The sequence below is a fragment of the Pseudomonas sp. NPDC087598 genome, from assembly GCF_044743525.1.
Lineage (GTDB): Bacteria > Pseudomonadota > Gammaproteobacteria > Pseudomonadales > Pseudomonadaceae > Aquipseudomonas.
Map to the genome: position 1 here is coordinate 20,098 of NZ_JBIUWQ010000037.1, position 23,439 is coordinate 43,536.

Here is a 23,439-nt window from a genome sequence, read left to right on the forward strand (position 1 = left end):
AACCTGTGGGAGCGAGCCTGCTCGCGAAGGCGTCCATTCAGTCAACAGAAATGTTGAATGGACTGGCCTCTTCGCGAGCAGGCTCGCTCCCACAGGGGGATTGGGTGAATCCAGGGAATCAGTGGTCTTCGAGCAGGTTATGCAGCTCGACGAACTGCTGGGTCAGCTTGTGCCGTGGATCCAGGTGGATCAGCGGGATACTGGCTTGATGGGACTCACGCATGCGCACCGAGCTGGTCAGATAAACCGGCAGTACCGGCAAACCTTCGGCAATCAACTCATCGAGAATCTGCTGCGGCAGACTGGCGCGGGCCTGGAACTGGTTGACCACAATGCCTTCGACTTCCAGGCCTTCGTTGTGGTCCTCCTTCAGTTCTTCGATTTCCGCCATCAAGCCGTACAAGGCCTGACGGGAAAAACTGTCGCAATCGAAGGGGATCAGTATGCGATCGGCAGCAATCAGCGCCGATACTGCATAGAAATTCAGCGCTGGCGGCGTATCGAGATAAATGCGGTCGTACTCGCCGTCGAGTTCGTCGAGCAACTTACGCAGCTTGTTGATCTTGTGCTTGGCCTCGAGCTTGGGCTGCAAGTCAGCCAGTTCGGCAGTGGCGGTGATGATGTGAAGGTTATCGAAGGGAGTTTCGTAGATATCGGCCTGATTCTTCTTCGAGAACGGCCCGGAAGACAGGGTCTGCTTGAAGAAGTCGGCAATGCCCATCGGGATATCGTTGCCGGTGAGTCCTGTCAGATATTGAGTCGAGTTGGCCTGGGCGTCGAGGTCCACCAACAGCGTGCGATAACCCTCGCTCGCGCTGACCGCCGCCAGATTGCAGGCAATGCTGGATTTGCCTACGCCACCTTTCTGATTGAACACCACGCGCCGCATGACCAAACCTCCGTGTATCAAAGAATGACCGAGTGTAGATGCGCGCGGCCTCGCTTCGCTACCTTCACGGACACGGACTACAGGGTCAGGTGCAAATATCCCCGTGGAGACCGAGCAAAAGCCCTCATGAATCGCCGAGATTCCCGACAGACAAGCCGCTCGCAATCTGGATAATGGCCAAGTGACAGTTCTGCCGCGAACCAATCGGTACATTTCGTTGCGCAAAATGTAACCAGCATTTGCTACACACCCGTCGCACCGGGATAATGCGCGCCACCCGGCGTCAAGCGCCATGTCAGGCCCGCCGCGGCTTTGGCGACTCAATGCGTCAATACAAGCCCGCAGGGGCGGGATAAATGTCCGTGATCAACTTCAACATCGCCCAATGGCGCGCGTGGGCCCCGGGGCTCGACAGCGTGGACGCCTGGCAGGCCTGGAGCCGACAGCCGGTTGTCATTCCGGCGAGCGATGCCGCGCCCGATGTGTCGTTTTTGCCGGCCATGCAACGGCGGCGTCTAAGCCGTCTGGCGCGAATGGCTTTCAGTGTTGGCTGGCCACTGGCCGACGGGCGGGAAAACCTGCCACTGGTATTTGTCTCGCGGCACGGCGAGACCCCGCGCACCTACGACATCCTCAGTGATCTGGCCAGGGACGAACCGCTGTCGCCAACTCAGTTCAGCCTCTCGGTGCACAACGCAATCATTGGCCTGTGGTCGATCATGCGCGGCGAAACCAGCGAAATGACCGCCCTCGCCGCTGCGGGCGACGGCCTCGAACACGGCATGCTCGAAGCGGCGGCCCTGCTCAATGAGGGCGCGGCGGCGGTTCTGCTGATCATCACCGAGGAACAGCCACCCGAAGCCTATTCGAAGTGGATCGACGACGTGCCGTTTCCTTATGCGCTGGGTCTGCTGCTCACGCCCGGTACCGACTGGCGGCTGACCTTGAACAGCACCACCGAAGCACTGTCCAAAGCGCACTGGCCCCACGCGCTCAATCTGCTGCGCACCCTGCTCGGCCAGCAAACCCTTTGCCAACATGCCTGGAAAAATCGTGTATGGACCTGGCAACGCAACCCGTGATCGAGAAGCACCGCGACGCCTACTACTGGCGTTTGCTGGCCACCGCTGCAAGCTTCGCTCTGTTCGGGCTCGGCGGGCTGTGCCTGCGTTTAGTGGTTTTCCCGTTGCTCGGCTGCCTGCCGGGCGATGCCATCAAACACCGCCAGCGCGCACGGCAAATGGTCAGTCGGCTGTTCTGGTTTTTCGTGCGTTTCATGGCCCGCACCGGCGTGCTCACCTATGACATTCAGGGCGCCGAACGCCTCGGCCGGCCAGGGCAAATGATCATCGCCAACCACCCGTCGCTGATCGACGTGGTGTTCCTGATCGGCCTGGTGCGCCACGCCAATTGCGTGGTGAAGAAAAGCCTGTGGGAAAACCCCTTCACCCGTGGCCCGCTGCGCAGCACCGAATACATCAGCAACGACGGCAGCATGGACATGCTCGATGCCGCCGCCGAGTCGCTGCAAAACGGCCAGACCCTGATCATTTTCCCCGAAGGCACGCGTACTCAGCCGGGACAGGTACCGGCCTTTCATCGGGGCGCCGCAGCGATTGCCCTGCGCGGTGCGAAAATCCTCACGCCGGTGATCATCAAGGTCAGCCCGACCACGCTGACCAAGGCCGAGCCGTGGTATCGGATCCCCAATCGCCGCGTGCACTTCAGTTTTCGCGTCGGCGCCGATATAGACCCACAGACTTTCGCCGCGCAAGGCCCCGCACCGCAAGCCTCGCGCAAGCTCAACGATTATTTGCACTCTTACTTCATCAAGGAGCTCGCCGAAGATGAGCGATCTGCACCGTGACATCAAACTGCTGATCATCGACGCCCTCGGTCTCGAAGACATCAGCGTCGACGATATCGGCGACGACCAGACGCTGTTCGGCGAAGGCCTGGGCCTGGATTCCGTCGACGCGCTGGAGCTGGGTCTGGCGATCCAGAAAAAGTACGGCATCAAGATCGACGCCGACGCCAAGGACACCCGTAACCATTTCACCAACGTGGCCAGCCTTGCGGCATTCGTCACGGCAAAACAGGCAGCTTGAGACCGGACCATGCAAACTCGTGACGACATTTTCAACACCCTGCGCGATGCCTTGGTCGAGCTGTTCGAACTGGATCCGGCCCGTGTGAGCCTCGAATCCAACCTGTATCAGGATCTGGAAATCGACAGCATCGACGCGGTCGATCTGATCGATCACATCAAGCGCCAGACCGGCAAGAAAATCGCCGCCGAAGAATTCAAGTCGGTGCGCACCGTCGGTGACGTGGTCGAGGCGGTCTACCGTCTGGTTCAACCGGCCGCATGAGCCGACTGATCGGCCTCGGCCTGCTGCTGGCCGGTCTGCTGTACCCCTTTGCGGTGTATTTCGGCATGGAGCACTTTGCGCCGTGGCAGTTCGGCCTGCTGCTGGGCAGCCTGTGGCTCGCCCGCGCGCTGACCGGCGAGCGCAAGCCCGGCAGCCTGTGGATGGCCTGCGTGGCAATCGTTTTCTGTGTGCTGCTGGCGCTGTTCGACAGCCCGCTGTTGCTGCGTTGGTATCCGGTATTGATCAGCGGATTCATGCTGGTGCTGTTCAGCCTGAGCCTGAAATACGGCCCGCCGATGGTCGAACGTCTGGCACGGCTGCGTGAACCGCAGTTGCCGGCCAACGCGATTGTCTACACGCGCAAGGTCACGGTGGCCTGGTGCGTGTTTTTCTTCTGCAACGGTTTGTGCGCCGCCCTGCTGACGCTGTGGGCGCCGCTGAACTGGTGGATGTTGTACACCGGCCTGATTTCCTACGGATTGATCGGCCTGATGTTTGCCATTGAATGGCTGATACGACAACGGGTAAGAGGCCGTACATGAACTGGATAAAACTTGAGCAATTGCTGCTCAAGGCCTTGCCGACGCGAGCGATCAGCCACGCGCCGGCACTCGATCACGCGCAGCTGTGCGCACAGGCATTGTCTGTTGCTGCCGCCCTGCAAAGCCGTGGCGTACGCCGACTGGCCGTGCATCTGGAAGACGCCGCCGACCTGGCCATTGCCCTGCTCGGTGCCTGGCGCGCAGGTGTCAGCGTATTGCTGCCTGCGGATCTACAGGCACAAACCCGCCAGCGCTGGTCGGGCGAAGTGGATCTGTGGCTGACCGACCAAAACGATGACTGTCATCTGACTGACCTGCATCAGCCAGCGTTGGCCAGTGCGCAACTGAATCTCGACGAGTGCCGTTTGAGCCTGTGCACTTCGGGTTCCAGCGGCGAACCCAAGCGTATCGACAAGACGCTGCGCCAACTGGCCAATGAGGTCGAAGCACTGGAGCAATTGTGGGGCGCGGATCTCGCTGAGGCCTGCATCATCGGCAGCGTCGCCACCCAGCACATCTACGGATTGCTGTTCCGTGTGTTGTGGCCGCTGTGTGCCGGGCGAACATTCGTGCGCAAACAACTGGCATTCCCCGAGGACATGCAGCGCGCCAGTCGCGAGCATGCAACCTTCGCCTGGGTCGCCAGTCCGGCGCTGCTCAAGCGCATGGGCGACAACCTCGACTGGCCGGCCCTCAGCGCCGTACGGCGAGTATTCTCCTCGGGTGGCGCACTGCCGGCCGACGCGGCGCAGAGCCTGCAACAACGCCTGCAACAGTGGCCGACGGAAATCCTCGGCAGCTCGGAAACCGGTGGCATCGCCTGGCGGCAGGGTGAAAGCCTGTGGCAGCCGTTCGCCGGCGTCGCACTGAGTCAGGACAACGACGGCGCGCTGCTGATCGCCTCACCGTATCTGCCCGCAGGCCATGTCGAACACACCGCCGATGCTGCACGCATCGCTGCCGATGGTCGCTTCGAACTGCTCGGACGGCTGGACCGGATCGTCAAGCTCGAAGAGAAACGTATTTCCCTGCCGATGCTCGAGCAAGCGCTGGTCAGCCACGCTTGGGTCGCCGAAGCACGACTGGGCGTGGTGCAGGAAAACCGTGCATCCCTCGGTGCATTGCTGGTACTCAGCGAATCGGGCCTGTTTGCCTTGCGTGAACACGGTCGCCGCAGCCTGACCGAAACCCTGCGCCAGCATCTGCGCGAGCATTGCGAAGCCCTCGCCCTGCCCCGGCGCTGGCGCCTGCTGCGGCAAATGCCGTTGAACAGCCAGGGCAAACTGCCGCAAGCCGATGTCGAAGCACTGCTTGTCGCACCAAGGCCCAAAGCCCCGGAAGTGCTGGAGCAAAGCGAAACCGAGGGCGAATGGAGCCTGCAACTGAGCGTGCCGCCGGATCTGGCGTACTTCAGCGGTCACTTCCCCAAGGCCCCGGTGTTGCCCGGCGTGGTCCAGGTCGAGTGGGCGCTGATTCTTGGTCGCCAATTGCTCAACCTGAGCGGCCCGTTCGCGGGCATGGAAGTGCTGAAGTTTCAGCAATTGGTGCGCCCCGGCGATGAAATCCAGCTGCACCTGCGCTTCGATCCCGAGCGCAGCAAGTTGTATTTCGCTTACCGCAACGACTCCGCGACCTGCTCCAGTGGCCGAATCCTGCTGGGGGCTGACAATGCATAACCTGTGGCGAGGGAGCTTGCTCCCGCTGGGTTGCGAAGCAGCCCCAAAATTATTCGGCACACTTCCGAGGGCGAGCGCTGCGCACTCGAGCGGGAGCAAGCTCCCTCGCCACAAAGGTTGTGTGATCCCGGGGGAAATCCATGCATAACCCCTGCGCCGTAATCCCGGTCTACAACCACGAAACGGCCATCAGCACGGTGGTCGACGCCCTGCTCGCGCAGCATCTGCCGTGCATTCTGGTGGACGACGCCAGTACGCCATCCTGCGCGAAAGTGCTTGATGCTCTGGCCGAGCGCGACAACGTCTATCTGGTCCGCCTCACCGTCAATCAGGGCAAGGGCGGCGCGGTGATGACCGGTCTGCGCGAAGCTTCGCGACTGGGTTTCAGCCATGCCTTGCAGGTTGACGCCGACGGTCAGCACGACCTGCTCGACGTCGCCCGTTTCGTCGAGGCATCCCGCGCCCATCCTCAAGCGATGATCTGCGGGTATCCGCTGTTCGACGACAGCGTGCCCAAGGGCCGTTTGTACGCCCGTTACCTGACCCACGTCATGGTCTGGATCAACACGCTGTCGCTGCAAATCCGCGATTCGATGTGCGGCTTTCGTGTCTATCCGCTGGCGCCGACGCTGGCCGTAATTGATTCGGCCAAGGTAGGCAAACGCATGGATTTCGACTCGGACATTCTCGTGCGCCTGGCCTGGCGCAATCAGCCGATGCAATGGCTGCAAACCAGCGTGCATTACCCGCTGGATGGCGTCTCGCACTTCCGACTGTTTCACGACAACGCACTGATTTCCAGCATGCACACCCGGCTGTTCTTCGGCATGTTGCTGCGTTTGCCGGTGATCCTCTGGCGGCGGTGGCGCCCATGACGGTCGAGGCCGACAAAAAGCATTGGGCCGACCGCGAAGAACGCGGCAGTTTCCTCCTGATGAAATTCACCGCATTCGCTGCCAAGGTCCTTGGCCGGCGCCTGTTGAGCCCGTTGCTGTACGGCATCGTCCTGTACTTTTTCCTGTTCGGCCGCACCGCGCGACGCAGTGCCTGGCAGTACCAGCAACGGTTGGCCGAGTGGAGCAAGCGTGACGATCTGCGCCCGAGTCACTGGCGGGTATTTCGCCAGTTCATGGCGTTCGCCGATTCGATGCTCGACAAGCTCGACGTGTGGAACGGCAAGATCCGCATCGAACAGATCGAAATCATCGACCCGGCCCTGCTGCGCAATCAGTTGCGTGGCAGTCGCGGGCAACTGCTGGTCGGCGCACATCTGGGCAACCTTGAGGTGTGCCGGGCGCTGGCGGAGATCGGTGAAAAGGTCACCATGAATGTGCTGGTGCACACCAAACACGCCGAGCAGTTCAACCGCTTGCTCGGCGAGGCCGGGGCGACCAATCTGCGCCTGATCCAGGTCAGCGAACTCGATCCGGTGATCATGCTGCAACTGCACGAACGCCTGGAGCGCGGCGAGTGGCTGGCGATTGCCGGCGACCGTGTGCCGCTGCACGGTGGGCGCAGTGTGACCGTGGACTTTCTCGGCCACCCGGCGCCGTTCCCGCAAGGGCCGTGGCTGCTGGCAGGTCTGCTGAAATGCCCGGTCAACCTGCTGATGTGCCTGAAACAACCCGACGGCCACTACCGCCTGACCCTGGAACCCTTTGCCGACGCCGTGACGTGGACACGTCGCGAGCGCGAGCAGGTCATTCATCAGTGGGCCACCCGCTATGCGCAGCGCCTGAGTCACTATTGCCTCGAAGCCCCGCACCAATGGTTCAACTTTTACCCTTTCTGGAAGACCGATGACGACGCCAACCCATGAGCCGGTAACCTTCGGCGAACGCCCTTTGCGCATCGAAGACGTGCTGGCCCTGGCCAACCGTCAGGCGCCCGTGCAGTTGCAGAGCGACGCGGCTTACCGCGAGCGCATCGCCAAGGGTGCGCGGTTCCTCGACTCGCTGCTGGACAAGGAAGGCGTGATCTACGGCGTGACCACCGGTTACGGCGATTCCTGCGTGGTCGCGGTGCCGCTGCACCACGTCGAAGCGTTGCCGCGTCATCTCTACACCTTTCACGGTTGCGGGCTGGGCAAGCTGCTCGATGCACAAGCCACCCGCGCGGTGCTGGCGGCACGGTTGCAGTCGCTGTGCCACGGCGTTTCCGGGGTGCGCATTGAACTGCTGGAACGTCTGCACGGGTTTCTCGAACACGACATCCTGCCGCTGATTCCGGAAGAAGGTTCGGTGGGCGCCAGCGGCGATCTGACGCCGCTGTCCTACGTCGCCGCGACCCTGTCCGGTGAGCGCGAAGTGATGTTCCGTGGCGAACGCCGCCAGTCCGCCGATGTGCACCGCGAGCTGGGCTGGACACCGTTGGTGCTGCGCCCGAAAGAAGCGTTGGCATTGATGAACGGCACGGCAGTGATGACCGGCCTCGCCTGCCTCGCCTACGCCCGCGCCGATTACCTGCTGCAACTGGCCACGCGCATCACCGCGCTCAACGTGGTCGCGCTGCAAGGCAATCCGGAGCATTTCGACGAACGCCTGTTCGCCGCCAAACCGCATCCGGGGCAAATGCAGGTCGCCGCGTGGCTGCGCAAGGATCTGGCGATCGACGCCCCGACCGCTCCGCTGCATCGTTTGCAGGATCGCTACTCGCTGCGCTGCGCACCGCACGTGCTCGGCGTACTGGCCGACAGCCTGAACTGGCTGCGTTCGTTCATCGAAGTCGAACTCAACAGCGCCAACGACAACCCGATCATCGACGCCGAAGCCGAACGTGTGCTGCACGGCGGGCACTTCTACGGCGGCCATATCGCCTTCGCCATGGACAGCCTGAAAAACCTGGTGGCCAACGTTGCCGACCTGCTCGACCGTCAGCTCGCCCTGTTGGTCGATGAGCGCTACAACCACGGTTTGCCGAGCAACCTGTCCGGCGCCCCGGCAGATCGCGCAATGCTCAACCACGGCTTCAAGGCTGTGCAGATCGGCACCAGCGCCTGGACCGCCGAAGCCCTGAAAAACACCATGCCGGCCAGCGTCTTCTCGCGCTCTACCGAGTGCCACAATCAGGACAAGGTGAGCATGGGCACCATCGCTGCCCGCGACGCGATCCGTGTGCTGGAACTGACCGAACAGGTCGCCGCCGCCACCCTGCTCGCCGCCAACCAAGGCGTCTGGCTGCGGGGTCAGGCCGACGACGCCCGACCACTGCCGCCAGCACTGGCCGCGATGCATGAAGCACTGGCCAAGGACTTCCCGCCGGTCATCGAAGACCGCGCCCTGGAAGGCGAACTTCGCTTGTGCCTGCAACGCATCGCCGCGCAACACTGGAGGCTGCATGCGTAGCGCCGGAGTGATTCACGCCGACACGGAAATCCTCGTGCCGTTTTTCGACGTCGACACCATGCACGTCGTCTGGCACGGCCACTACGTCAAGTATCTCGAAGTGGCGCGCTGCGCGTTGCTCGACAAGCTCGGCCACAACTACAACCAGATGGTCGACTCGGGTTACGCCTGGCCAGTGATCGATCTGCAACTGCGCTACGTGCGCGGCGCGGTGTTCGGCCAGCGTCTGAACGTGCGCGCCAGCCTGGTGGAGTGGGAAAATCGCCTGAAGATCCATTACCTGATCACCGATGCGCAAACCGGCGAACGCCTGACCCGCGCCAGCTCGGTGCAAGTGGCTGTCAAGGTCAGCAGTCGCGAGATGCAACTGGCCTCGCCGAAAGTCTTCACCGATGCCGTGGAAAGGATGCTGCGATGAACCTTATCTCCAGAACTCTTGGTGCTCTGGCCCTGCTCGCCGTATCGACGCTGGCCAACGCCTTTGACCTGCAACAGCTCAGCGCACAACTGGCAAAACCGGACGTGATCCACGGCCAGTTCATCCAGGAAAAACACCTGCGCGCCCTGCCGCAGCCGCTGATCAGCAAGGGCAGCTTCGTCCTCGCGAAAAATCACGGCCTGCTTTGGCTACTGAAAACCCCGCTGCAACAGGATTACCGCATCACTGCCAAAGGCATCGCCCGGCGTGACGGCGATGGCTGGCAACTGCTGCCGAACAAGAGCGCCGGGGCCGAGCAGAACCGTTTGTTCCTCGCCGTGTTGCAAGGCGACAGCAGCGGCCTGCAACGGGATTTCGAACTGGCGCTAAGCGGTGACGCGCAACAGTGGAAACTGACCCTGACCCCGCGCTCGCTGCTGCTCAAGCAAGTGTTCAACCAGATCAATATCGACGGCGGCGCTCTGGTGCAAACCATCGAGCTGCTGGAAACCCAGGGCGACAGCACGGTGCTGCGCATGCAGAACAGCACCGCCGGCCAACCGCTGAGCGACACGGAGCAACATGACTTTGCCGAGTGAACGCAGGCTGCCCTGGCTGTTCCTGATTCTGCTGCTGGCAGTCGTCGCGCTGGCCGCCTGGCAATGGCGTGACGGCGCGCCGCTATCGGCCAACCTGATGGAACTGGTGCCCGGCACCCATCCTGACGCTCTTGAACTGCGCGCTGAACAACGCATGCAGGAACCGCTCAACCGCGAAATGCTGGTGCTGGTCGGCCACGCCGATCGCCAGCAAGCGGTGGCCATGGCGCAAACGCTGGGCGAGCAATGGCAGGCCAGCGGGCTGTTCGAAAAAGTCCAGTGGAACCTGCAAGCGGACTTGCCTGCGCTGCGCACGCAGTTGCTGCAAGGACGGCTGGCGATGCTTTCGGCGGATGATCGGCAACTCCTCACCGAACACCCCGACGCCTTCATTCAACAACGGGTGCAGGCACTGTTTGACCCTTTTACCGGTTTCAGTCTGGTGCCGAGCCAGGACGACTGGCTGGGCCTGACCGGCCGCATCCAGAACAGCCAGCCGAAACACGGCGCGGTGCAACTGGATATCGGCAGCGGCGCCTTGGTCGCCGATGCCGACGGCAAGAGCTGGGTGATGCTGCGGGCGCGCACCACGGGCAACGCGTTCGACATGAACCTGCCGTTGCAAGTCGCCGCCCTGCTGCAACACAGCCGTGAGCAAGCGGCGAAAGCAGACGTGCAATTGCTCGCCGCCAGCGGTTTGCTGTACGCGGCCAATGGTCAGCAGCAAGCGACTCGTGAAATGACCTGGGTCGGGGGCGGCGCGACGCTCGGTATTTTGCTGTTGTTGTTGCTCGCCTTCCGCCGCTGGCGCGTGTTGCTGGCGTTTGTGCCGGTGCTGGTCGGCATGTTGTTCGGCGCGGTCGCGTGCGTGGCGTTGTTCGGTCACATGCATGTGATGACGCTGGTGCTTGGTTCCAGCCTGATCGGGGTAGCGGTGGATTACCCGCTGCATTACCTGTCGAAGAGCTGGAGCCTCAAGCCGTGGCGCAGTTGGCCGGCCTTGCGCCTGACGCTGCCCGGGCTGACCCTGAGCCTGCTCACCAGCACCATCGGTTATCTGGCGCTGGCTTGGACGCCGTTTCCGGCGCTGACGCAAATCGCCGTGTTCTCCGCTGCCGGGTTGCTCGGCGCCTATCTGTCGGCCGTGTGCTTGCTGCCGGCGCTGCTGAAAAACGTCGAACTGCGCCCCGCGCAATGGCCGCTGCACCTGGCCGAACGCCTGGTCAATCTGCGCGAGAAACTGCTCGAGCGCGTTCGCACGCCGGTGTTGCTGGCATTGTTGATAGCCTTCTGTGCCGGCGGTCTGGTGCAACTGCAAAGCAAAAACGACATTCGTCAGTGGGTCGGTGCCCCGCAGCGGCTGACCGATGAAGCGCAGGCCATCGCACGGATCACCGGCTACCAGCCGACCAGCCAGTTCTTCCTCGTGCGCGCGGCCAATCAGCAAGAGTTGCTGGCGCGACAAGCAGCGCTGAGCGAGCGTCTGGAACAACTGGTCAATCTCGACAAGCTGCAAGGCTATCAGGCACTCGATCAACTGGTCAGCCCTCCTGGCCAGCAACAGCAAGTGCGCGACGCACTGAACAAACTGCCGCAGTTCTGGCAGCCGTTGCTTGACCTCGGTGTGCCCCTCGCTGCGCTGCAAACCGAGCTGCAACAATTACAGACACTGCCGACCGAGGACATCGACGCGGCGCTGGCCGGGCCGCTCGGCCAACCGTATCGCACGTTGTGGCTCGGCCCGACCGAGGACGGCGTAGCGGCGATGACCAGCCTGCAAGGCCTGAACAATCCGTCGTTGCTGCGGGTGCAGGCGCTGGATCTACCGGGCGTGGTTCTGGTCGATCGGCTCGGTGAGCTGAACAATGTTTTCGCCGCGACGCAGATCAGCGCCGCCGAACTTAAACTCGCCTCCTGCGTGTTGATCGTGCTGGTGCTGATCCTGCCATTCGGTTTCGGCGGGGCATTGCGCATTGTGGCTTTGCCGCTGCTGGCGGCGCTGTGCAGCCTGGCCAGCCTCGGCTGGCTCGGTCAGCCATTGACCCTGTTCAGCCTGTTCGGCCTGCTGTTGGTGACGGCGATCAGCGTCGATTACGCAATCCTCATGCGTGAGCAGGTCGGCGGTGCGGCGGTGAGCCTGCTCGGCACGCTGCTCGCAGCCGTGACGACGTGGCTGTCGTTTGGTCTGCTGGCGGTGTCCAGTACCCCGGCGGTGAGCAATTTCGGCCTGTCGGTGAGCCTCGGTCTGGCGTTCAGTTTCATGCTCGCGCCGTGGGCCGGACGACACCAACACGGCGCTGCGGTCGCGGAGCCGACAGCATGATGGTCATCGGTTTCTGGCTGCTGGCATTGGCGCTGTTCGCCGTCGCCACGCGGGTCGGTCGACATTTCGGCCTGATCCCGATCGTCAGCCAGTTGCTGCTGGCCAGTTTCGGTTTGCCGCTGTTGATGTACTTCTGGATAGAGCCGGGCTGGCAGCTCAGTGGCGCTGAACTGATCGCACCAGACTGGCTGAAAAACCTCTACAGCCTGAGTTTCGCCTTGCTGCTCGGGCACATTCTCAGCGACGTGATCGACCTGCGACTGGATCGACAGAGCGTGAAAATCGCCGTGCCGAGTTTCGCCGTGCCGTTCGCCTGCGGTCTCGCGGTCGCATATTGGCTGCTGCCGGCGCAACCCTGGCTCCACTCGCTGGCCATCGGTCTGGTGTTCGCGATTACCGCGATTCCGGTGTTGTACCTGTATCTGCGTCACATCGATTACCCGCCCGCCGCCACCCGACGTCTGGTGCAGACCGCCATCCTGATCGACCTGACCTGCTGGACGTTGTTCGGGCTGGCTCAAGGCAGTCTGCACCTGAGCAGTCTGTTGCTGCCGCTGGGCCTCGCTTGCGTGCCCTTGGTGCTGCGCTTGTTCGGCGTGCGTCGGTCGCTGACCTACAGCCTCGGCTTCTTCGCCCTGCTGGTGATGGCCGAGCACTACAAACTCAACGCACTGATTTTCGGTATCGGTTATCTGCTGTGCATGGCCGTGCTGAAAGTGCCGCTGGTGCTGCCATTGCCGGCGCGCTGGATAAGCCGCTTGCAGACATGGATGGCGATTCCGCTGATCCTCACTTTCGGCATCGTGCAGATCGATGTGCACAGCGCCCTCGCCAGCCTTGGCGTCGTGCAATGGGCGGCGCTGCTGCTGTTGCCGATTGGCAGTAAACTGCTCGGCAACTGGCTGGGTCTCGGCTGGGCCGGCGCCTCGTTCGAAGGCGCCAGCCGCTGGCGCGAAAGTGTGCTGTTGAACATTCGCGGCCTCAGCGAAATCGTCTTTCTCAACTTGCTCCTGCAACAACAGCTCATCACCCCGGCGCTGTACTTCGCGCTGATGCTGATGGGCCTGATCGCGACGCTGCTGCCGGCCCTGATCGGCCTGCATCGCGTGCCGCTGAATGTGAACAGTCACTTGCCCCGGAGCCCACGTGCCCAACGTTGAAATGCAATCCCGTCAGGTAGTGATCATTGGCGCCGGCCCGTCCGGTGCCATCGCCGCCGCGCTGCTCACGCGCAAAGGCCACGACGTGCTGGTGATCGAGCGCCAGCACTTCCCACGCTTTTCCATTGGTGAAAGCCTGCTCAGTCATTGTCTGGATTTCGTCGAAGAGGCCGGCATGCTCGACGCCGTCAACGCCGCCGGATTCCAGCGCAAGACCGGCGCCGCGTTTGCTTGGGGCGAGCGCTACAGCGCATTCGATTTCAGCGACACCTTCAGCGACGGTAAACCGACCACGTTCCAGGTGCAGCGCGCCGACTTCGATAAATTGCTGGCCGATCAGGCGGCGCTGCAAGGTGCCGAGATCCGCTATGGCGATGCCATCGTCAGCGTCGATTTCGACCGGGCAAAACCGCAACTCGATGTGCGCCGTGAAGACGGCAGTGAATACCGCATCGAGGCGAATTTCGTGCTGGATGCCAGCGGCTATGGCCGCGTGCTGTCGCGCCTGCTCGACCTGGAAGCACCGTCGAACTTCCCGCTGCGTCAGGCGGTTTTCACCCATGTCGAAGATCACATCGACAACCCGGGGTTCGACCGCGAAAAAATCCTCGTCACCACCCATCCGCAGCATCGCGATATCTGGTTCTGGACGATTCCGTTCAGCAACGGTCGCTGCTCGGTAGGCGTGGTCGCCGCGGCGGAACACTTCAACGGTCGCGATGCCGACCTCGACGCCTGCCTGCGCGGTTTTATCGCCGAGACGCCAAGCCTCGCCAATGTCTTGAACAACGCCGTGTGGGACACCCCGGCGCGCACCCTCGGCGGGTACGCCGCCAACGTCAAAACCCTGCACGGCCCGGGCTTCGCGCTACTGGGCAACGCGGCGGAGTTTCTTGATCCGGTGTTCTCTTCCGGCGTGACCATCGCCATGCGTTCGGCGAGCATGGCGGCGGCGGTTCTGCATCGTCAGTTGCTGGGGGAAACGGTCGATTGGCAGCGCGAATTCGCCGAGCCGTTGAAGCGTGGCGTCGACACTTTCCGCTGCTACGTCGAGGGCTGGTACGCCGGGACCTTTCAGGACGTGATTTTCCATGAGGACAGTCAGCCGGAAATTCGCCGGATGATCTGCTCGATCCTCGCCGGCTACGCCTGGGACCAACGCAACCCGTTCGTCAGCGAAGCGCGTCGCCGCTTGAAGATGATTTCCGAACTTTGTGCAAAGGACGCCCCATGAATTACCTGAGCGACAGCTACGTCGAGGAAACCCGTTTCGGTTTCTGGTTCCTGCGCAGCCACACCTGGCAGCACCATGTGTTGCGCGTGGCGATCAACGATCTGCGTGGTTTGTTCAGCGAGTCGCTGCCGACGAACCCGGTATTGCTGGATGCCGGCTGCGGTCAGGGCAAATCGTTTCGTTACCTGCGCCAGACCTTTGCGCCACAGCGTCTGATCGGCATCGATGCCGACCCGCACAGTCTTGAATTGAGCGGCGCAGAGGCGGCGCGTCAGGATCTTGAGGTGGAATTGATTGGCAGCGATTGCGCGACGCTGCAGGTGCCGGATGCCAGTGTTGATCTGCTGTTCTGTCACCAGACCTTTCATCACCTGGTCGAGCAGGAAAAAGCCCTCGCCGAGTTTTATCGGGTGCTCAAGCCAGGCGGGTATCTGCTGTTCGCCGAATCCACCGAGGCTTACATCGATACGTGGGTGATTCGCTGGCTGTTCCGCCATCCGATGCATGTGCAGAAAAGTGCTGCACAGTATCTGCAGATGGTTCGCGAGCAAGGGTTTGAGTTCGGCGAACGCAATGTCTCGTACCCGTATTTGTGGTGGAGCCGGTCGAAGGATTTTGGTTTGCTGGAGCGGTTTAGGCTGCGCAAGCCAAAGCCGTTTGGTCAGCGTGAAGAGACGCTGGTCAACGTCGTCGCTCGCAAACCATTGCAAGGTGATATCTGATGCACCGCATTCAACCTATACAACCCAAAACCTGTGGGAGCTGGCTTGCCAGCGATAGCGGTGTATCAGTCAGCGTCAATGTTGGAGGTGCCGACGCCATCGCTGGCAAGCCAGCTCCCACAGTGTCTGCGGTATGGCGACTTTTTTTGCTCGGCTTTGTATTGCTGTTGAGTGCCTGCGCCAGCCAGGCGCCGCTGCCCGCAGGCAATCCGACGCTGCCATTGCCACTGCAATTGCACATCGAGCGCCAACAAGCCGAGCAACGCCAGGACTGGCTGCTGGTGATCCAGCGCGAAGGCCCCGGCATTCGCTGGTCGATGATGGACCCGCTGGGTATCCCTCAGGCTCGTCAGCAACTGATCGATGGGCACTGGCAGGCCGACGGTCTGCTGCCGCCCAATCCTGAAGCCCGGGAGCTGTTCGCCGCGTTACTGTTCGCCCTGACGCCGTCCGGCGAGTTGTTGCGCAACTATCCGACCGCGCAGCAAACGGGCGAGCAGCGCTCGCTGCCAACGCGTTGGGAGATTCGTTATGCACAACCGTTGAGCTTTCAATTGAACCTGCCCCAAGGCCCGCACTATCGCGTGTCCCCCCTCGGTGAATCGACACCATGACCGCTTACCTGAATGCCCTCGGTGTGATCAGCGCCCTGGGCCGCGACAAAGCAGAAGTGGCGCGCAATCTGTTTGCCGGCGACTGCTCGGGCATGCGCCGCGAATCCGGCTGGATGACCGGTCGTGAGTTGCCCGTGGCCGCCGTCCAAGGTGAACTGGCGCCGATCCCGCTGGCGCTGGCCGGCCAGAGCAGCCGCAACAACCAACTGCTTCTGGAAGCCGCGCTGCAGATTCGCGACGAAATCGACCGGGCGATCCAGACCTACGGCCGCGAGCGCATCGGCGTGGTGCTCGGCACCAGCACTTCGGGCATCGATGAGGCCAGCCGTGGCCTGGGGCATTACATTCTTGAACAGCAGTTCCCGGCCGAGTACGACTACCGGCAACAGGAACTCGGCGCACCGGCCAATTTTCTCGCCGACTGGTTGCAACTGAGCGGCCCGGCCTATGTGATTTCCACCGCGTGCACCTCCAGCGCGCGGGCCTTGATGAGCGCGCAGCGTCTGCTCGACCTCGGCCTGTGTGACGCCGTGCTGTGCGGCGGGGTCGACAGTTTGTGCAAGCTGACCCTCAATGGGTTCTCGTCGCTGGAAGCGGTATCGGACGAGCGTTGCAATCCGTTCTCGGCCAACCGCAACGGCATCAACATCGGCGAAGCGGCGGTGCTGTTCGTGATGAGCAAGCAGCGTGGCGACGGCCCGGCCATCGCTCTGCTCGGTGCCGGTGCCAGTTCCGATGCTCACCACATCTCGGCCCCGGAGCCGAACGGTCGCGGCGCGCTGCAAGCGATGCAAAAAGCCCTGAGCCGCGCCCGACTGCAAGCTGCTCAGATCAACTATCTGAACCTGCACGGCACCGCGACCCAGCACAACGACGCCATGGAAAGCCTCGCAGTCGCCACGCTGTTTCCGGACGGCGTGGCCTGCTCTTCGACCAAACCCATGACCGGCCACACTCTTGGCGCGGCCGGGGCACTGGAAGCGGCGTTCTGCTGGTTGAGCCTGAGCGATGACAACCCGGCACACGCCTTGCCGCCGCACGTCTGGGATGGCCAGGCCGATCCCGATTTGCCGGCGCTGAAGTGGGTGACCGCGAACGAACGCCTGACGTCCATTGCTCCCCGCTACCTGATGAGCAACTCGTTTGCCTTCGGCGGCAACAACGTCAGCCTGATTATCGGAGACGCCCCATGACCGACTGGCCGCTCGCCGAACTGCTGCCCCACGCCGGCGACATGATCCTGATCGACAGGATCGCAAGCTTCGACGAAGAACAGATTTACACCTGCCTCACGGTCAAGCCCGACGGCCTGTTCAACCTGCCTGACGGCAGCCTGCCGGCATGGGTCGGCATCGAGTTGATGGCGCAGAGCGTCGCCGCGTTTGCCGGTTGCCACGCACGGCTGAAAGGCAATCCGGTGGAGCTGGGTTTCCTGCTCGGCACGCGCAAATTCGAATGCAATGTTGCTGCGTTTCCGGCCGGCAGCGAGTTGATCATCCACGGCATCCGCTCGCTGGAAGACGACAACGGCATGGGCGTTTTCGAATGCCATATCAACGCCCCCGGCATCGAAGCGACTGCCCGGTTGAATGTGTTCCGGCCGCCTCAGGCGGCTGATTATCTTGTGCAAAAAAGGGAGTCGAACGATGACTGAATCCGTACTGGTCACCGGCTCCAGCCGTGGCATCGGCCGCGCCATAGCGTTGCGCCTGGCGCAGGCCGGGCACGATATCGTCCTGCATTGCCGCAGCGGCATGACTGAGGCACAAGCGGTGCAGGCTGAAATCGAAGCACTGGGGCGCAACGCGCGCATCCTGCAATTCGATGTCGCCGACCGCGAAACCTGTAAAAGCATTCTCGAAGCCGACGTCGAAACCCACGGCGCCTATTACGGCGTGGTACTCAACGCCGGGCTGACCCGCGACGGCGCATTCCCCGCGTTGAGCGACGACGATTGGGACGTGGTGCTGCGCACCAACCTCGACGGTTTCTATAACGTTTTGCATCCGGTGATGATGCCGATGATCCGCCGCCGCGCCGCCGGTCGGATTGTTTGCATCACCTCGGTGTCCGGTCTGATCGGCAACCGTGGCCAGGTCAACTACAGCGCCTCGAAAGCCGGCGTGATCGGCGCCGCGAAGGCGTTGGCGATCGAACTGGGCAAGCGCAAAATCACCGTTAACTGCGTCGCGCCGGGCCTGATCGACACGGCGATGCTCGACGAAAACGTGCCGGTAGAAGAACTGATGAAGATGATCCCCGCGCAGCGCATGGGCACCCCTGAAGAGGTGGCCGGTGCGGTGAATTTCCTGATGTCGGCGGAAGCCTCGTACATCACCCGCCAGGTCCTTGCGGTCAACGGAGGCTTGTGCTGATGAAGCGCGTCGTCGTCACCGGCATGGCCGGCATTACCTCGCTGGGCAGCGACTGGGAGACCATCGCTGGCAACTTTGCGGCCAACCGCAGCGGCATCCGCCGGATGGACGAGTGGGATCGTTTCAGCGAGCTCAACACCCGTCTGGCCGGGCCCATCGATGACTTTGTCGTGCCTGCGCACTGGACCCGCAAGCAACTGCGCAGCATGGGCCGGGTATCGAGGCTGGCGGTCGGCGCGGCAGAAAAAGCCCTGGCCGACGCCGGCCTGCTTGGCGACGAATCGATCAAGGACGGGCGCATGGGCGTGGCCTGCGGCTCGTCCACCGGCAGCACCGACGAGATCAAGGCGTTCGGCAACATGCTGCTCAATTCGGTAGCCGAGGGCCTCAACGCCAACTCTTACGTGCGGATGATGCCGCACACCACTGCGGCGAATATCAGCATCTTCTTCGGCCTCACCGGGCGCCTGATCCCGACCTCCAGCGCCTGCACCAGCGGCAGTCAGGGCATCGGCTACGCGTACGAAGCCATCAAGTTCGGTCGCTTGCCGTTGATGCTTGCTGGCGGTGCCGAAGAGCTGTGCCCGACCGAAGCCATGGTCTTCGACGCGCTCTACGCCACCAGCCTGAAAAACGACGCGCCGCAGACCAGCCCGCGTCCATACGACAAGGGCCGCGACGGTCTGGTGATCGGTGAAGGTGGCGGCATGCTGGTGCTCGAAGAGCTGGAACACGCCCTCGCTCGCGGCGCGCACATCCACGCCGAGATCGTTGGCTTCGGCAGCAACGCCGACGGCCAGCACACCACCCGCCCGGAACAAGTGACCATGCGCCGGGCCATGGAACTGGCGCTGGAAGACGCCGGGCTGACGCCTGATGCAATCGGTTACGTAAATGGTCACGGCACCGCTACAGAACAGGGCGACATTGCCGAAACACTAGCCACCAGCAGTTTGTTCGGTGAGCGCATGCCGATCAGCTCGCAGAAGAGTTTCCTCGGCCATACGCTCGGCGCCTGCGGAGCGCTGGAGTCGTGGTTCAGCATCGAAATGCTCAACCGCGACCTGTACGTGCACACGTTCAACCTCGACGAGGTCGATCCGCACTGCGGCAAGCTCGATTACCTGCGCGGTGAATTCCGCCAGATGCATCACGACTACGTGATGAACAACAATTTCGCTTTTGGTGGCGTCAACACCTCGTTGATTTTCCGCCGCTGGCACTGACCGCAATACGTTTGGAGTGAAGGGAATGACTCAGTTTCACCGCATCGCCGCCCTATTGGCCCTGGCCTTCGTCCTCGGCGGTTGCACCAGCAAACCGGTGTACAACGCCAAGGAAGAGTTTTCGCCAAACCTCGGCTTCACGGCCCCACAGATGAGCCGCGCTATCGTCACCGCCCTGAACGACCGCCAGTGGGTCGTGCAATCGGTGCGTCCGGGCATGATCAAAGCTGCGATCACCGTGCGCGGTCGCCACCATGCCGAAGTCGATATCCCGTTCACACCGACCTCGTTCGAAATCGACTACCGCAGCAGCTACGGCCTCGACGCCAAGGACGGCAAGATCCACGGCAACTACAACCGTTGGGTCAACCGCCTGCGCGACAACGTGCTGAAAGAACTGTCGATCAACCCGGACATCGAAGCGGTGAACAACCTGGGCATCATCAAACAGGGTGCGGACGAGCCGACTTACCTGAGCTTTCGCGAAGGCGTCAAACGCGCCACCGACGCCGGCCTGCTCGACGGCAGCGTGAAGTTCTACCTGGCCGGCGAAACCCTGCCAAAACAGGTGCGCAAACTCGACACCGTCAGCAGCAGCCGCAAGACCAACGGTTCGAACAAATCCGACGAAGACGCCTGCTTCTGGGCCCTGCAATCAGCTCTCGCAACCCTGCAGAACGCCGCGAAAAAAGCCGACGCTAACGCCGTGATCAACATCGCCAGCGTCGACCAGCGCGACTTGTACAAAGACACCGAAAAATTCCAGTGCCGTGCGGGGCTGGTCGTGTCGAGCGTGGCGCTGCGCGGGGATCTTGCGCACGTCGACTAACTGATTGAGTGAATCCAATCCTGTGGCGAGGGGATTTATCCCCGATGGATCGCGTAGCGGCCCCAAAACCTGAGAACTCGGAGTATCAGACATACCGAGTTCATTGGTTTACGACGGCTGCGCCGCCGATCGGGGATAAATCCCCTCGCCACAAGGTGTTGTCTCCATTTTCAGCATCTACACTCGCTCAACAGGCCCTAATCCAACGCCTGCTGGAACGGCGAGCCCCCATCGATCAAACACTCGCGGTTCTCTTTCACCGTCAAGGAGATGACCATGCAAGTGAAAGCCCTGATCGCCGCCTCGTTCCTCAGCTTGCTGCCCAGCGCCAGCCATGCCACCAACCTCATGTACATGCCCTTCGAAACGGTGCTGTCCGACGCGATTCGTGCCGGACGCCTGGACGGCAGTGTGAAGTTTTATCTGGCCGGCAATGGCCCGCAGGGCACTCAGCGGTTGTTGCAGCGGGATGTGATCAGTGACCTGAAGACCAACGGCTTCAACAAGAGCGATCACGACTCCTGTGAATGGGTGTTGCAGTCGAACCTGATCAAACTGCAGGCCGAGGCCAAGCGGGTCGGGGCGAATGCGGTGACTAACATCGTCAGTTATTACGACCAGCATGTGCGTAAGGATTTGAATACTTACGAGTGTCGGGCGGGGATTTTTGTGACGCGGGTGGCGTTGAAGGGAAATTTGGTGCGGTTGCCCTGAAGGCGGCGGTGTTTGAGTGGGCACCTTCGCGAGCAGGCTCGCTCCCACCCTGGAATACGTTCCCCTGTGGGAGCGAGCCTGCTCGCGATTTGACTGCGTAGCAGTCACGCCTTTGAGGGTTCGACCTTGCGTGTGAGTAACTCGACAAAAGCCTTGGCCATCGGCGATTTCTGATCCCTGCGCTGGACCAGCCACACCGCTGTCACCGCTTCTGGATCGAGCAAAGGCCGGTAGACCACACCGTCGATGCGCATTCGTTGATACGAGGCCGGCATCACCGACACGCCCAGACCCGCAGCGACCAGACCGATGATGGTCATCGCTTCACCGGCCTCCTGCGCGAAGTGCGGACTGAAGCCGGCATCGCGGGCCAGACTGAGCAGTTGCGCATACAAACCGCTGCCGTAGCTGCGCGGAAAAAACACGAACGGCTCATGGGCCAGCGCCGAGAGAAATAATCCCTCCTCCGAGCCCTGCGCCAACGGATGCTTGGCACTGAGCACGGCGACCAACGGTTCACGCATCAACTCCACCACACTCAGCGAATCCGGCAAACCGAGCGGACGCATGATGCCGACCTCGATCGACTGATCAACCAGCGCCTCTGCCACCATCGTGCTGCTCATCTCCCGAAGGTTCAGATGCACGGCCGGAAAGCGCTGGCGGAAAGAGAAAATCGCCTGCGGGATCGTTGAGTTGAACGGCGCCGACGAAGTGAAGCCAATCTTCAGTTCACCCAGCTCACCGAGTTGCGCCCGGCGAGCGACGTCCGCGGCTTTGTCGACCTGCGCCAGCACCAGCCGCGCCTCTTCCAGAAACAACCGCCCGGCCTCACTCAACTCGACCCGACGATTGGTCCGTTCGAACAGGCGCGCGCCGACCTCTTGCTCCAGCGCCTGAATCTGCTGACTTAGCGGCGGCTGGGAGATGCCCAGCACCTGTGCGGCGCGGCCGAAATGCAGTTCTTCAGCGACAGCGATGAAGTAGCGCAGATGACGCAATTCCATGAAAACCCCATTAGGTCGTTAAAGCTATCAAACAGGTCGAACAATATATTGGATAGAAACATTAGCCAGCTATATGATTTTTTCATTGCCTGCCTGGCCGTGCCCTCCGAGGTCTGAAGTGAAAACAGCTGTCGCGCCCCATGCCCATGAAGTCCCGCCTGCTGCGGCCGACGATGTCGTCGCCGAACTGCAAGAGATCTACATCGAAAAAGGCACGCCGATGTTCATGCGTACGGTGCTAGCGCTGTTCAGCGGCGGGTTTGCGACGTTTGCCCTGCTGTACTGCGTCCAGCCGATGATGCCGCTGCTGTCCCACGAGTACGGGATCAACGCCGCGCAGAGCAGCCTGATTCTGTCGGTCGCCACGGGCATGCTCGCCATCGGCCTGCTGATCACCGGACCGATTTCCGACCGTATCGGGCGCAAACCGGTGATGGTCACCGCACTGTTCGCCGCGGCGCTGTGCACCATGGCCAGTGCAATGATGCCGAGTTGGGAAGGCGTGTTGATCATGCGTGCACTGATCGGTTTGTCGTTGAGCGGCCTGGCAGCCGTTGCGATGACCTATCTGAGCGAAGAAATTCACCCGCAGCACATTGGCCTGGCGATGGGCTTGTACATCGGTGGCAACGCGATTGGCGGGATGAGCGGGCGCTTGATCACCGGCGTGCTGATCGACTTCGTCAGCTGGCATACGGCGATGCTGGTGATCGGTGGACTGGCGATGATTGCCGCAGCGGTGTTCTGGAAAATTCTCCCGGAATCACGCAACTTCCGTTCGCGCTCGCTGCACCCGCGCAGTCTGCTTGATGGCTTCACCATGCACTTTCGCGATGCCGGTTTGCCGCTGCTGTTTCTTGAAGCGTTCGTGCTGATGGGCGCGTTTGTCACGCTGTTCAACTACATCGGCTATCGCTTGCTGGCGGCGCCGTACAACCTCGATCAGGTGTTCGTCGGTTTGCTCTCGGTGGTGTATCTGTCGGGCATCTACAGCTCGGCGAAAATCGGCTCACTGGCGGACAAACTGGGGCGGCGCAAGGTGTTGTGGGCAACCATTGCGCTGATGTTCGCCGGTCTTGCGCTGACGATGTTCACGCCGCTGCTGCTGGTGATTGTCGGCATGTTGATCTTCACCTTCGGCTTCTTTGGCGCGCACTCGGTGGCGAGTAGCTGGATCGGACGACGGGCGTTGAAGGCCAAGGGGCAGGCGTCGTCGCTGTATCTGTTCAGCTATTACGCCGGCTCGAGTATCGCCGGGACGGCAGGCGGGGTGTTCTGGCACTTGGGGGGATGGAACGGCATTGGCCTGTTTATCGGCGCGCTGTTGCTGGTTGCGCTGTTGGTGGCGTTGAAACTGGCGAAGTTGCCAACGCTGGGTAACGCGTCACCCTGACC

At 62.0% G+C, this 23,439-nt stretch carries 25 protein-coding genes; 23 read left to right on the forward strand and 2 right to left on the reverse strand.

The window, feature by feature from the left end; translation table 11 throughout:
* Positions 1-118 precede the first annotated feature (118 nt).
* Positions 119-889, reverse strand: coding sequence for a ParA family protein (locus ACIOWE_RS19425; protein ID WP_401394634.1), 771 nt, complete (start codon positions 887-889; stop codon positions 119-121).
* A 356-nt stretch (positions 890-1,245) separates the two neighbouring features.
* Between ACIOWE_RS19425 and ACIOWE_RS19430 the strand changes: the two genes are divergently transcribed.
* The 22 genes from ACIOWE_RS19430 (at position 1,246) to ACIOWE_RS19535 (ending at position 21,037) form a co-directional block, all read left to right on the forward strand.
* On the forward strand, positions 1,246-1,971 hold the full coding sequence (locus ACIOWE_RS19430; protein WP_201238553.1) for a beta-ketoacyl synthase chain length factor: 726 nt from the start codon (positions 1,246-1,248) through the stop codon (positions 1,969-1,971).
* Complete coding sequence (locus ACIOWE_RS19435; protein WP_401394638.1) at positions 1,947-2,756, forward strand: lysophospholipid acyltransferase family protein; 810 nt, start codon at positions 1,947-1,949, stop codon at positions 2,754-2,756. Before ACIOWE_RS19430 ends, ACIOWE_RS19435 begins: the two co-directional genes overlap by 25 nt.
* Positions 2,737-2,997 carry a phosphopantetheine-binding protein gene (locus ACIOWE_RS19440; protein ID WP_201235862.1) on the forward strand — a complete coding sequence of 87 codons (261 nt, stop codon included), beginning with the start codon at positions 2,737-2,739 and terminating at the stop codon, positions 2,995-2,997. Before ACIOWE_RS19435 ends, ACIOWE_RS19440 begins: the two co-directional genes overlap by 20 nt.
* Before the next feature lie 9 nt (positions 2,998-3,006).
* Positions 3,007-3,261 carry an acyl carrier protein gene (locus ACIOWE_RS19445; protein WP_007909503.1) on the forward strand — a complete coding sequence of 85 codons (255 nt, stop codon included), beginning with the start codon at positions 3,007-3,009 and terminating at the stop codon, positions 3,259-3,261.
* Positions 3,258-3,803 (forward strand): hypothetical protein, encoded by a 546-nt coding sequence (locus ACIOWE_RS19450; RefSeq protein ID WP_401394641.1) that lies wholly within the window; start codon positions 3,258-3,260, stop codon positions 3,801-3,803. The genes ACIOWE_RS19445 and ACIOWE_RS19450 overlap by 4 nt, the downstream gene beginning before the upstream one ends.
* Positions 3,800-5,479, forward strand: a complete 1,680-nt coding sequence (locus ACIOWE_RS19455) for an AMP-binding protein (protein ID WP_401394644.1) — start codon at positions 3,800-3,802, stop codon at positions 5,477-5,479. The genes ACIOWE_RS19450 and ACIOWE_RS19455 overlap by 4 nt, the downstream gene beginning before the upstream one ends.
* Positions 5,480-5,619: 140 nt before the next feature.
* Complete coding sequence (locus ACIOWE_RS19460; protein ID WP_401394647.1) at positions 5,620-6,354, forward strand: glycosyltransferase family 2 protein; 735 nt, start codon at positions 5,620-5,622, stop codon at positions 6,352-6,354.
* Positions 6,351-7,298 carry a glycosyl transferase gene (locus tag ACIOWE_RS19465; protein WP_401394650.1) on the forward strand — a complete coding sequence of 316 codons (948 nt, stop codon included), beginning with the start codon at positions 6,351-6,353 and terminating at the stop codon, positions 7,296-7,298. The genes ACIOWE_RS19460 and ACIOWE_RS19465 overlap by 4 nt, the downstream gene beginning before the upstream one ends.
* Positions 7,279-8,823 carry a histidine ammonia-lyase gene (gene hutH, locus ACIOWE_RS19470; RefSeq protein WP_401394653.1) on the forward strand — a complete coding sequence of 515 codons (1,545 nt, stop codon included), beginning with the start codon at positions 7,279-7,281 and terminating at the stop codon, positions 8,821-8,823. The genes ACIOWE_RS19465 and hutH overlap by 20 nt, the downstream gene beginning before the upstream one ends.
* Entirely contained in the window at positions 8,816-9,241 is a 426-nt protein-coding gene (locus ACIOWE_RS19475; RefSeq protein WP_401394656.1) for an acyl-CoA thioesterase, read from the forward strand. Before hutH ends, ACIOWE_RS19475 begins: the two co-directional genes overlap by 8 nt.
* Complete coding sequence (locus ACIOWE_RS19480) at positions 9,238-9,840, forward strand: outer membrane lipoprotein carrier protein LolA (RefSeq protein WP_401394659.1); 603 nt, start codon at positions 9,238-9,240, stop codon at positions 9,838-9,840. Before ACIOWE_RS19475 ends, ACIOWE_RS19480 begins: the two co-directional genes overlap by 4 nt.
* Positions 9,824-12,163 carry an MMPL family transporter gene (locus tag ACIOWE_RS19485; RefSeq protein WP_401394662.1) on the forward strand — a complete coding sequence of 780 codons (2,340 nt, stop codon included), beginning with the start codon at positions 9,824-9,826 and terminating at the stop codon, positions 12,161-12,163. The genes ACIOWE_RS19480 and ACIOWE_RS19485 overlap by 17 nt, the downstream gene beginning before the upstream one ends.
* On the forward strand, positions 12,160-13,323 hold the full coding sequence (locus ACIOWE_RS19490) for a sodium:proton antiporter (RefSeq protein WP_401394665.1): 1,164 nt from the start codon (positions 12,160-12,162) through the stop codon (positions 13,321-13,323). The genes ACIOWE_RS19485 and ACIOWE_RS19490 overlap by 4 nt, the downstream gene beginning before the upstream one ends.
* Positions 13,310-14,557 (forward strand): NAD(P)/FAD-dependent oxidoreductase, encoded by a 1,248-nt coding sequence (locus ACIOWE_RS19495; RefSeq protein WP_401394668.1) that lies wholly within the window; start codon positions 13,310-13,312, stop codon positions 14,555-14,557. Before ACIOWE_RS19490 ends, ACIOWE_RS19495 begins: the two co-directional genes overlap by 14 nt.
* Positions 14,554-15,279: a class I SAM-dependent methyltransferase gene (locus ACIOWE_RS19500; RefSeq protein WP_401394671.1), complete on the forward strand. Its 726-nt coding sequence runs from the start codon at positions 14,554-14,556 to the stop codon at positions 15,277-15,279. The genes ACIOWE_RS19495 and ACIOWE_RS19500 overlap by 4 nt, the downstream gene beginning before the upstream one ends.
* Positions 15,279-15,893 (forward strand): hypothetical protein, encoded by a 615-nt coding sequence (locus ACIOWE_RS19505; protein ID WP_401394674.1) that lies wholly within the window; start codon positions 15,279-15,281, stop codon positions 15,891-15,893. Before ACIOWE_RS19500 ends, ACIOWE_RS19505 begins: the two co-directional genes overlap by 1 nt.
* Positions 15,890-17,086: a beta-ketoacyl-[acyl-carrier-protein] synthase family protein gene (locus ACIOWE_RS19510; protein ID WP_401394677.1), complete on the forward strand. Its 1,197-nt coding sequence runs from the start codon at positions 15,890-15,892 to the stop codon at positions 17,084-17,086. The genes ACIOWE_RS19505 and ACIOWE_RS19510 overlap by 4 nt, the downstream gene beginning before the upstream one ends.
* Positions 17,083-17,547, forward strand: a complete 465-nt coding sequence (locus ACIOWE_RS19515) for a hotdog family protein (protein ID WP_401394680.1) — start codon at positions 17,083-17,085, stop codon at positions 17,545-17,547. The genes ACIOWE_RS19510 and ACIOWE_RS19515 overlap by 4 nt, the downstream gene beginning before the upstream one ends.
* Positions 17,540-18,268 (forward strand): 3-oxoacyl-ACP reductase FabG, encoded by a 729-nt coding sequence (gene fabG, locus ACIOWE_RS19520; RefSeq protein ID WP_401394683.1) that lies wholly within the window; start codon positions 17,540-17,542, stop codon positions 18,266-18,268. The genes ACIOWE_RS19515 and fabG overlap by 8 nt, the downstream gene beginning before the upstream one ends.
* The gene (locus ACIOWE_RS19525) at positions 18,268-19,494 is read left to right on the forward strand and encodes a beta-ketoacyl-ACP synthase (protein ID WP_401394686.1); all 1,227 of its coding nucleotides are present in this window, start codon (positions 18,268-18,270) and stop codon (positions 19,492-19,494) included. Before fabG ends, ACIOWE_RS19525 begins: the two co-directional genes overlap by 1 nt.
* A 25-nt stretch (positions 19,495-19,519) precedes the next feature.
* The gene (locus ACIOWE_RS19530; protein WP_401394689.1) at positions 19,520-20,323 is read left to right on the forward strand and encodes a hypothetical protein; all 804 of its coding nucleotides are present in this window, start codon (positions 19,520-19,522) and stop codon (positions 20,321-20,323) included.
* 276 nt (positions 20,324-20,599) lie between these two features.
* Positions 20,600-21,037, forward strand: a complete 438-nt coding sequence (locus tag ACIOWE_RS19535; protein WP_401394692.1) for an excinuclease — start codon at positions 20,600-20,602, stop codon at positions 21,035-21,037.
* Positions 21,038-21,141: 104 nt separating this feature from the next.
* Here the strand turns inward: ACIOWE_RS19535 and ACIOWE_RS19540 are convergent, their stop codons facing one another.
* Positions 21,142-22,044, reverse strand: a complete 903-nt coding sequence (locus tag ACIOWE_RS19540) for a LysR substrate-binding domain-containing protein (RefSeq protein ID WP_401394695.1) — start codon at positions 22,042-22,044, stop codon at positions 21,142-21,144.
* A gap of 118 nt (positions 22,045-22,162) precedes the next feature.
* Here ACIOWE_RS19540 and ACIOWE_RS19545 point away from each other — a divergent pair, with 118 nt between their 5' ends.
* Positions 22,163-23,437: an MFS transporter gene (locus ACIOWE_RS19545; RefSeq protein WP_401394698.1), complete on the forward strand. Its 1,275-nt coding sequence runs from the start codon at positions 22,163-22,165 to the stop codon at positions 23,435-23,437.
* Positions 23,438-23,439: the final 2 nt, after the last annotated feature.

What these genes read in the sequence shown, in the direction of transcription:
- ACIOWE_RS19460 (WP_401394647.1), top strand. Translation starts at nt 5,620, where the DNA reads ATGCATAACCCCTGCGCCGTAATCCCGGTCTACAACCACGAAACGGCC.
- ACIOWE_RS19480 (WP_401394659.1), top strand. Translation starts at nt 9,238, where the DNA reads ATGAACCTTATCTCCAGAACTCTTGGTGCTCTGGCCCTGCTCGCCGTA.
- ACIOWE_RS19485 (WP_401394662.1), top strand. Translation starts at nt 9,824, where the DNA reads ATGACTTTGCCGAGTGAACGCAGGCTGCCCTGGCTGTTCCTGATTCTG.
- hutH (WP_401394653.1), top strand. Translation starts at nt 7,279, where the DNA reads ATGACGACGCCAACCCATGAGCCGGTAACCTTCGGCGAACGCCCTTTG.
- ACIOWE_RS19450 (WP_401394641.1), top strand. Translation starts at nt 3,258, where the DNA reads ATGAGCCGACTGATCGGCCTCGGCCTGCTGCTGGCCGGTCTGCTGTAC.
- ACIOWE_RS19535 (WP_401394692.1), top strand. Translation starts at nt 20,600, where the DNA reads ATGCAAGTGAAAGCCCTGATCGCCGCCTCGTTCCTCAGCTTGCTGCCC.
- ACIOWE_RS19440 (WP_201235862.1), top strand. Translation starts at nt 2,737, where the DNA reads ATGAGCGATCTGCACCGTGACATCAAACTGCTGATCATCGACGCCCTC.
- ACIOWE_RS19510 (WP_401394677.1), top strand. Translation starts at nt 15,890, where the DNA reads ATGACCGCTTACCTGAATGCCCTCGGTGTGATCAGCGCCCTGGGCCGC.
- ACIOWE_RS19525 (WP_401394686.1), top strand. Translation starts at nt 18,268, where the DNA reads ATGAAGCGCGTCGTCGTCACCGGCATGGCCGGCATTACCTCGCTGGGC.
- ACIOWE_RS19475 (WP_401394656.1), top strand. Translation starts at nt 8,816, where the DNA reads ATGCGTAGCGCCGGAGTGATTCACGCCGACACGGAAATCCTCGTGCCG.
- ACIOWE_RS19540 (WP_401394695.1), bottom strand. Translation starts at nt 22,044, where the DNA reads ATGGAATTGCGTCATCTGCGCTACTTCATCGCTGTCGCTGAAGAACTG.
- ACIOWE_RS19430 (WP_201238553.1), top strand. Translation starts at nt 1,246, where the DNA reads ATGTCCGTGATCAACTTCAACATCGCCCAATGGCGCGCGTGGGCCCCG.
- ACIOWE_RS19530 (WP_401394689.1), top strand. Translation starts at nt 19,520, where the DNA reads ATGACTCAGTTTCACCGCATCGCCGCCCTATTGGCCCTGGCCTTCGTC.
- ACIOWE_RS19455 (WP_401394644.1), top strand. Translation starts at nt 3,800, where the DNA reads ATGAACTGGATAAAACTTGAGCAATTGCTGCTCAAGGCCTTGCCGACG.
- ACIOWE_RS19505 (WP_401394674.1), top strand. Translation starts at nt 15,279, where the DNA reads ATGCACCGCATTCAACCTATACAACCCAAAACCTGTGGGAGCTGGCTT.
- fabG (WP_401394683.1), top strand. Translation starts at nt 17,540, where the DNA reads ATGACTGAATCCGTACTGGTCACCGGCTCCAGCCGTGGCATCGGCCGC.
- ACIOWE_RS19425 (WP_401394634.1), bottom strand. Translation starts at nt 889, where the DNA reads ATGCGGCGCGTGGTGTTCAATCAGAAAGGTGGCGTAGGCAAATCCAGC.
- ACIOWE_RS19465 (WP_401394650.1), top strand. Translation starts at nt 6,351, where the DNA reads ATGACGGTCGAGGCCGACAAAAAGCATTGGGCCGACCGCGAAGAACGC.
- ACIOWE_RS19500 (WP_401394671.1), top strand. Translation starts at nt 14,554, where the DNA reads ATGAATTACCTGAGCGACAGCTACGTCGAGGAAACCCGTTTCGGTTTC.
- ACIOWE_RS19490 (WP_401394665.1), top strand. Translation starts at nt 12,160, where the DNA reads ATGATGGTCATCGGTTTCTGGCTGCTGGCATTGGCGCTGTTCGCCGTC.
- ACIOWE_RS19435 (WP_401394638.1), top strand. Translation starts at nt 1,947, where the DNA reads ATGGACCTGGCAACGCAACCCGTGATCGAGAAGCACCGCGACGCCTAC.
- ACIOWE_RS19445 (WP_007909503.1), top strand. Translation starts at nt 3,007, where the DNA reads ATGCAAACTCGTGACGACATTTTCAACACCCTGCGCGATGCCTTGGTC.
- ACIOWE_RS19515 (WP_401394680.1), top strand. Translation starts at nt 17,083, where the DNA reads ATGACCGACTGGCCGCTCGCCGAACTGCTGCCCCACGCCGGCGACATG.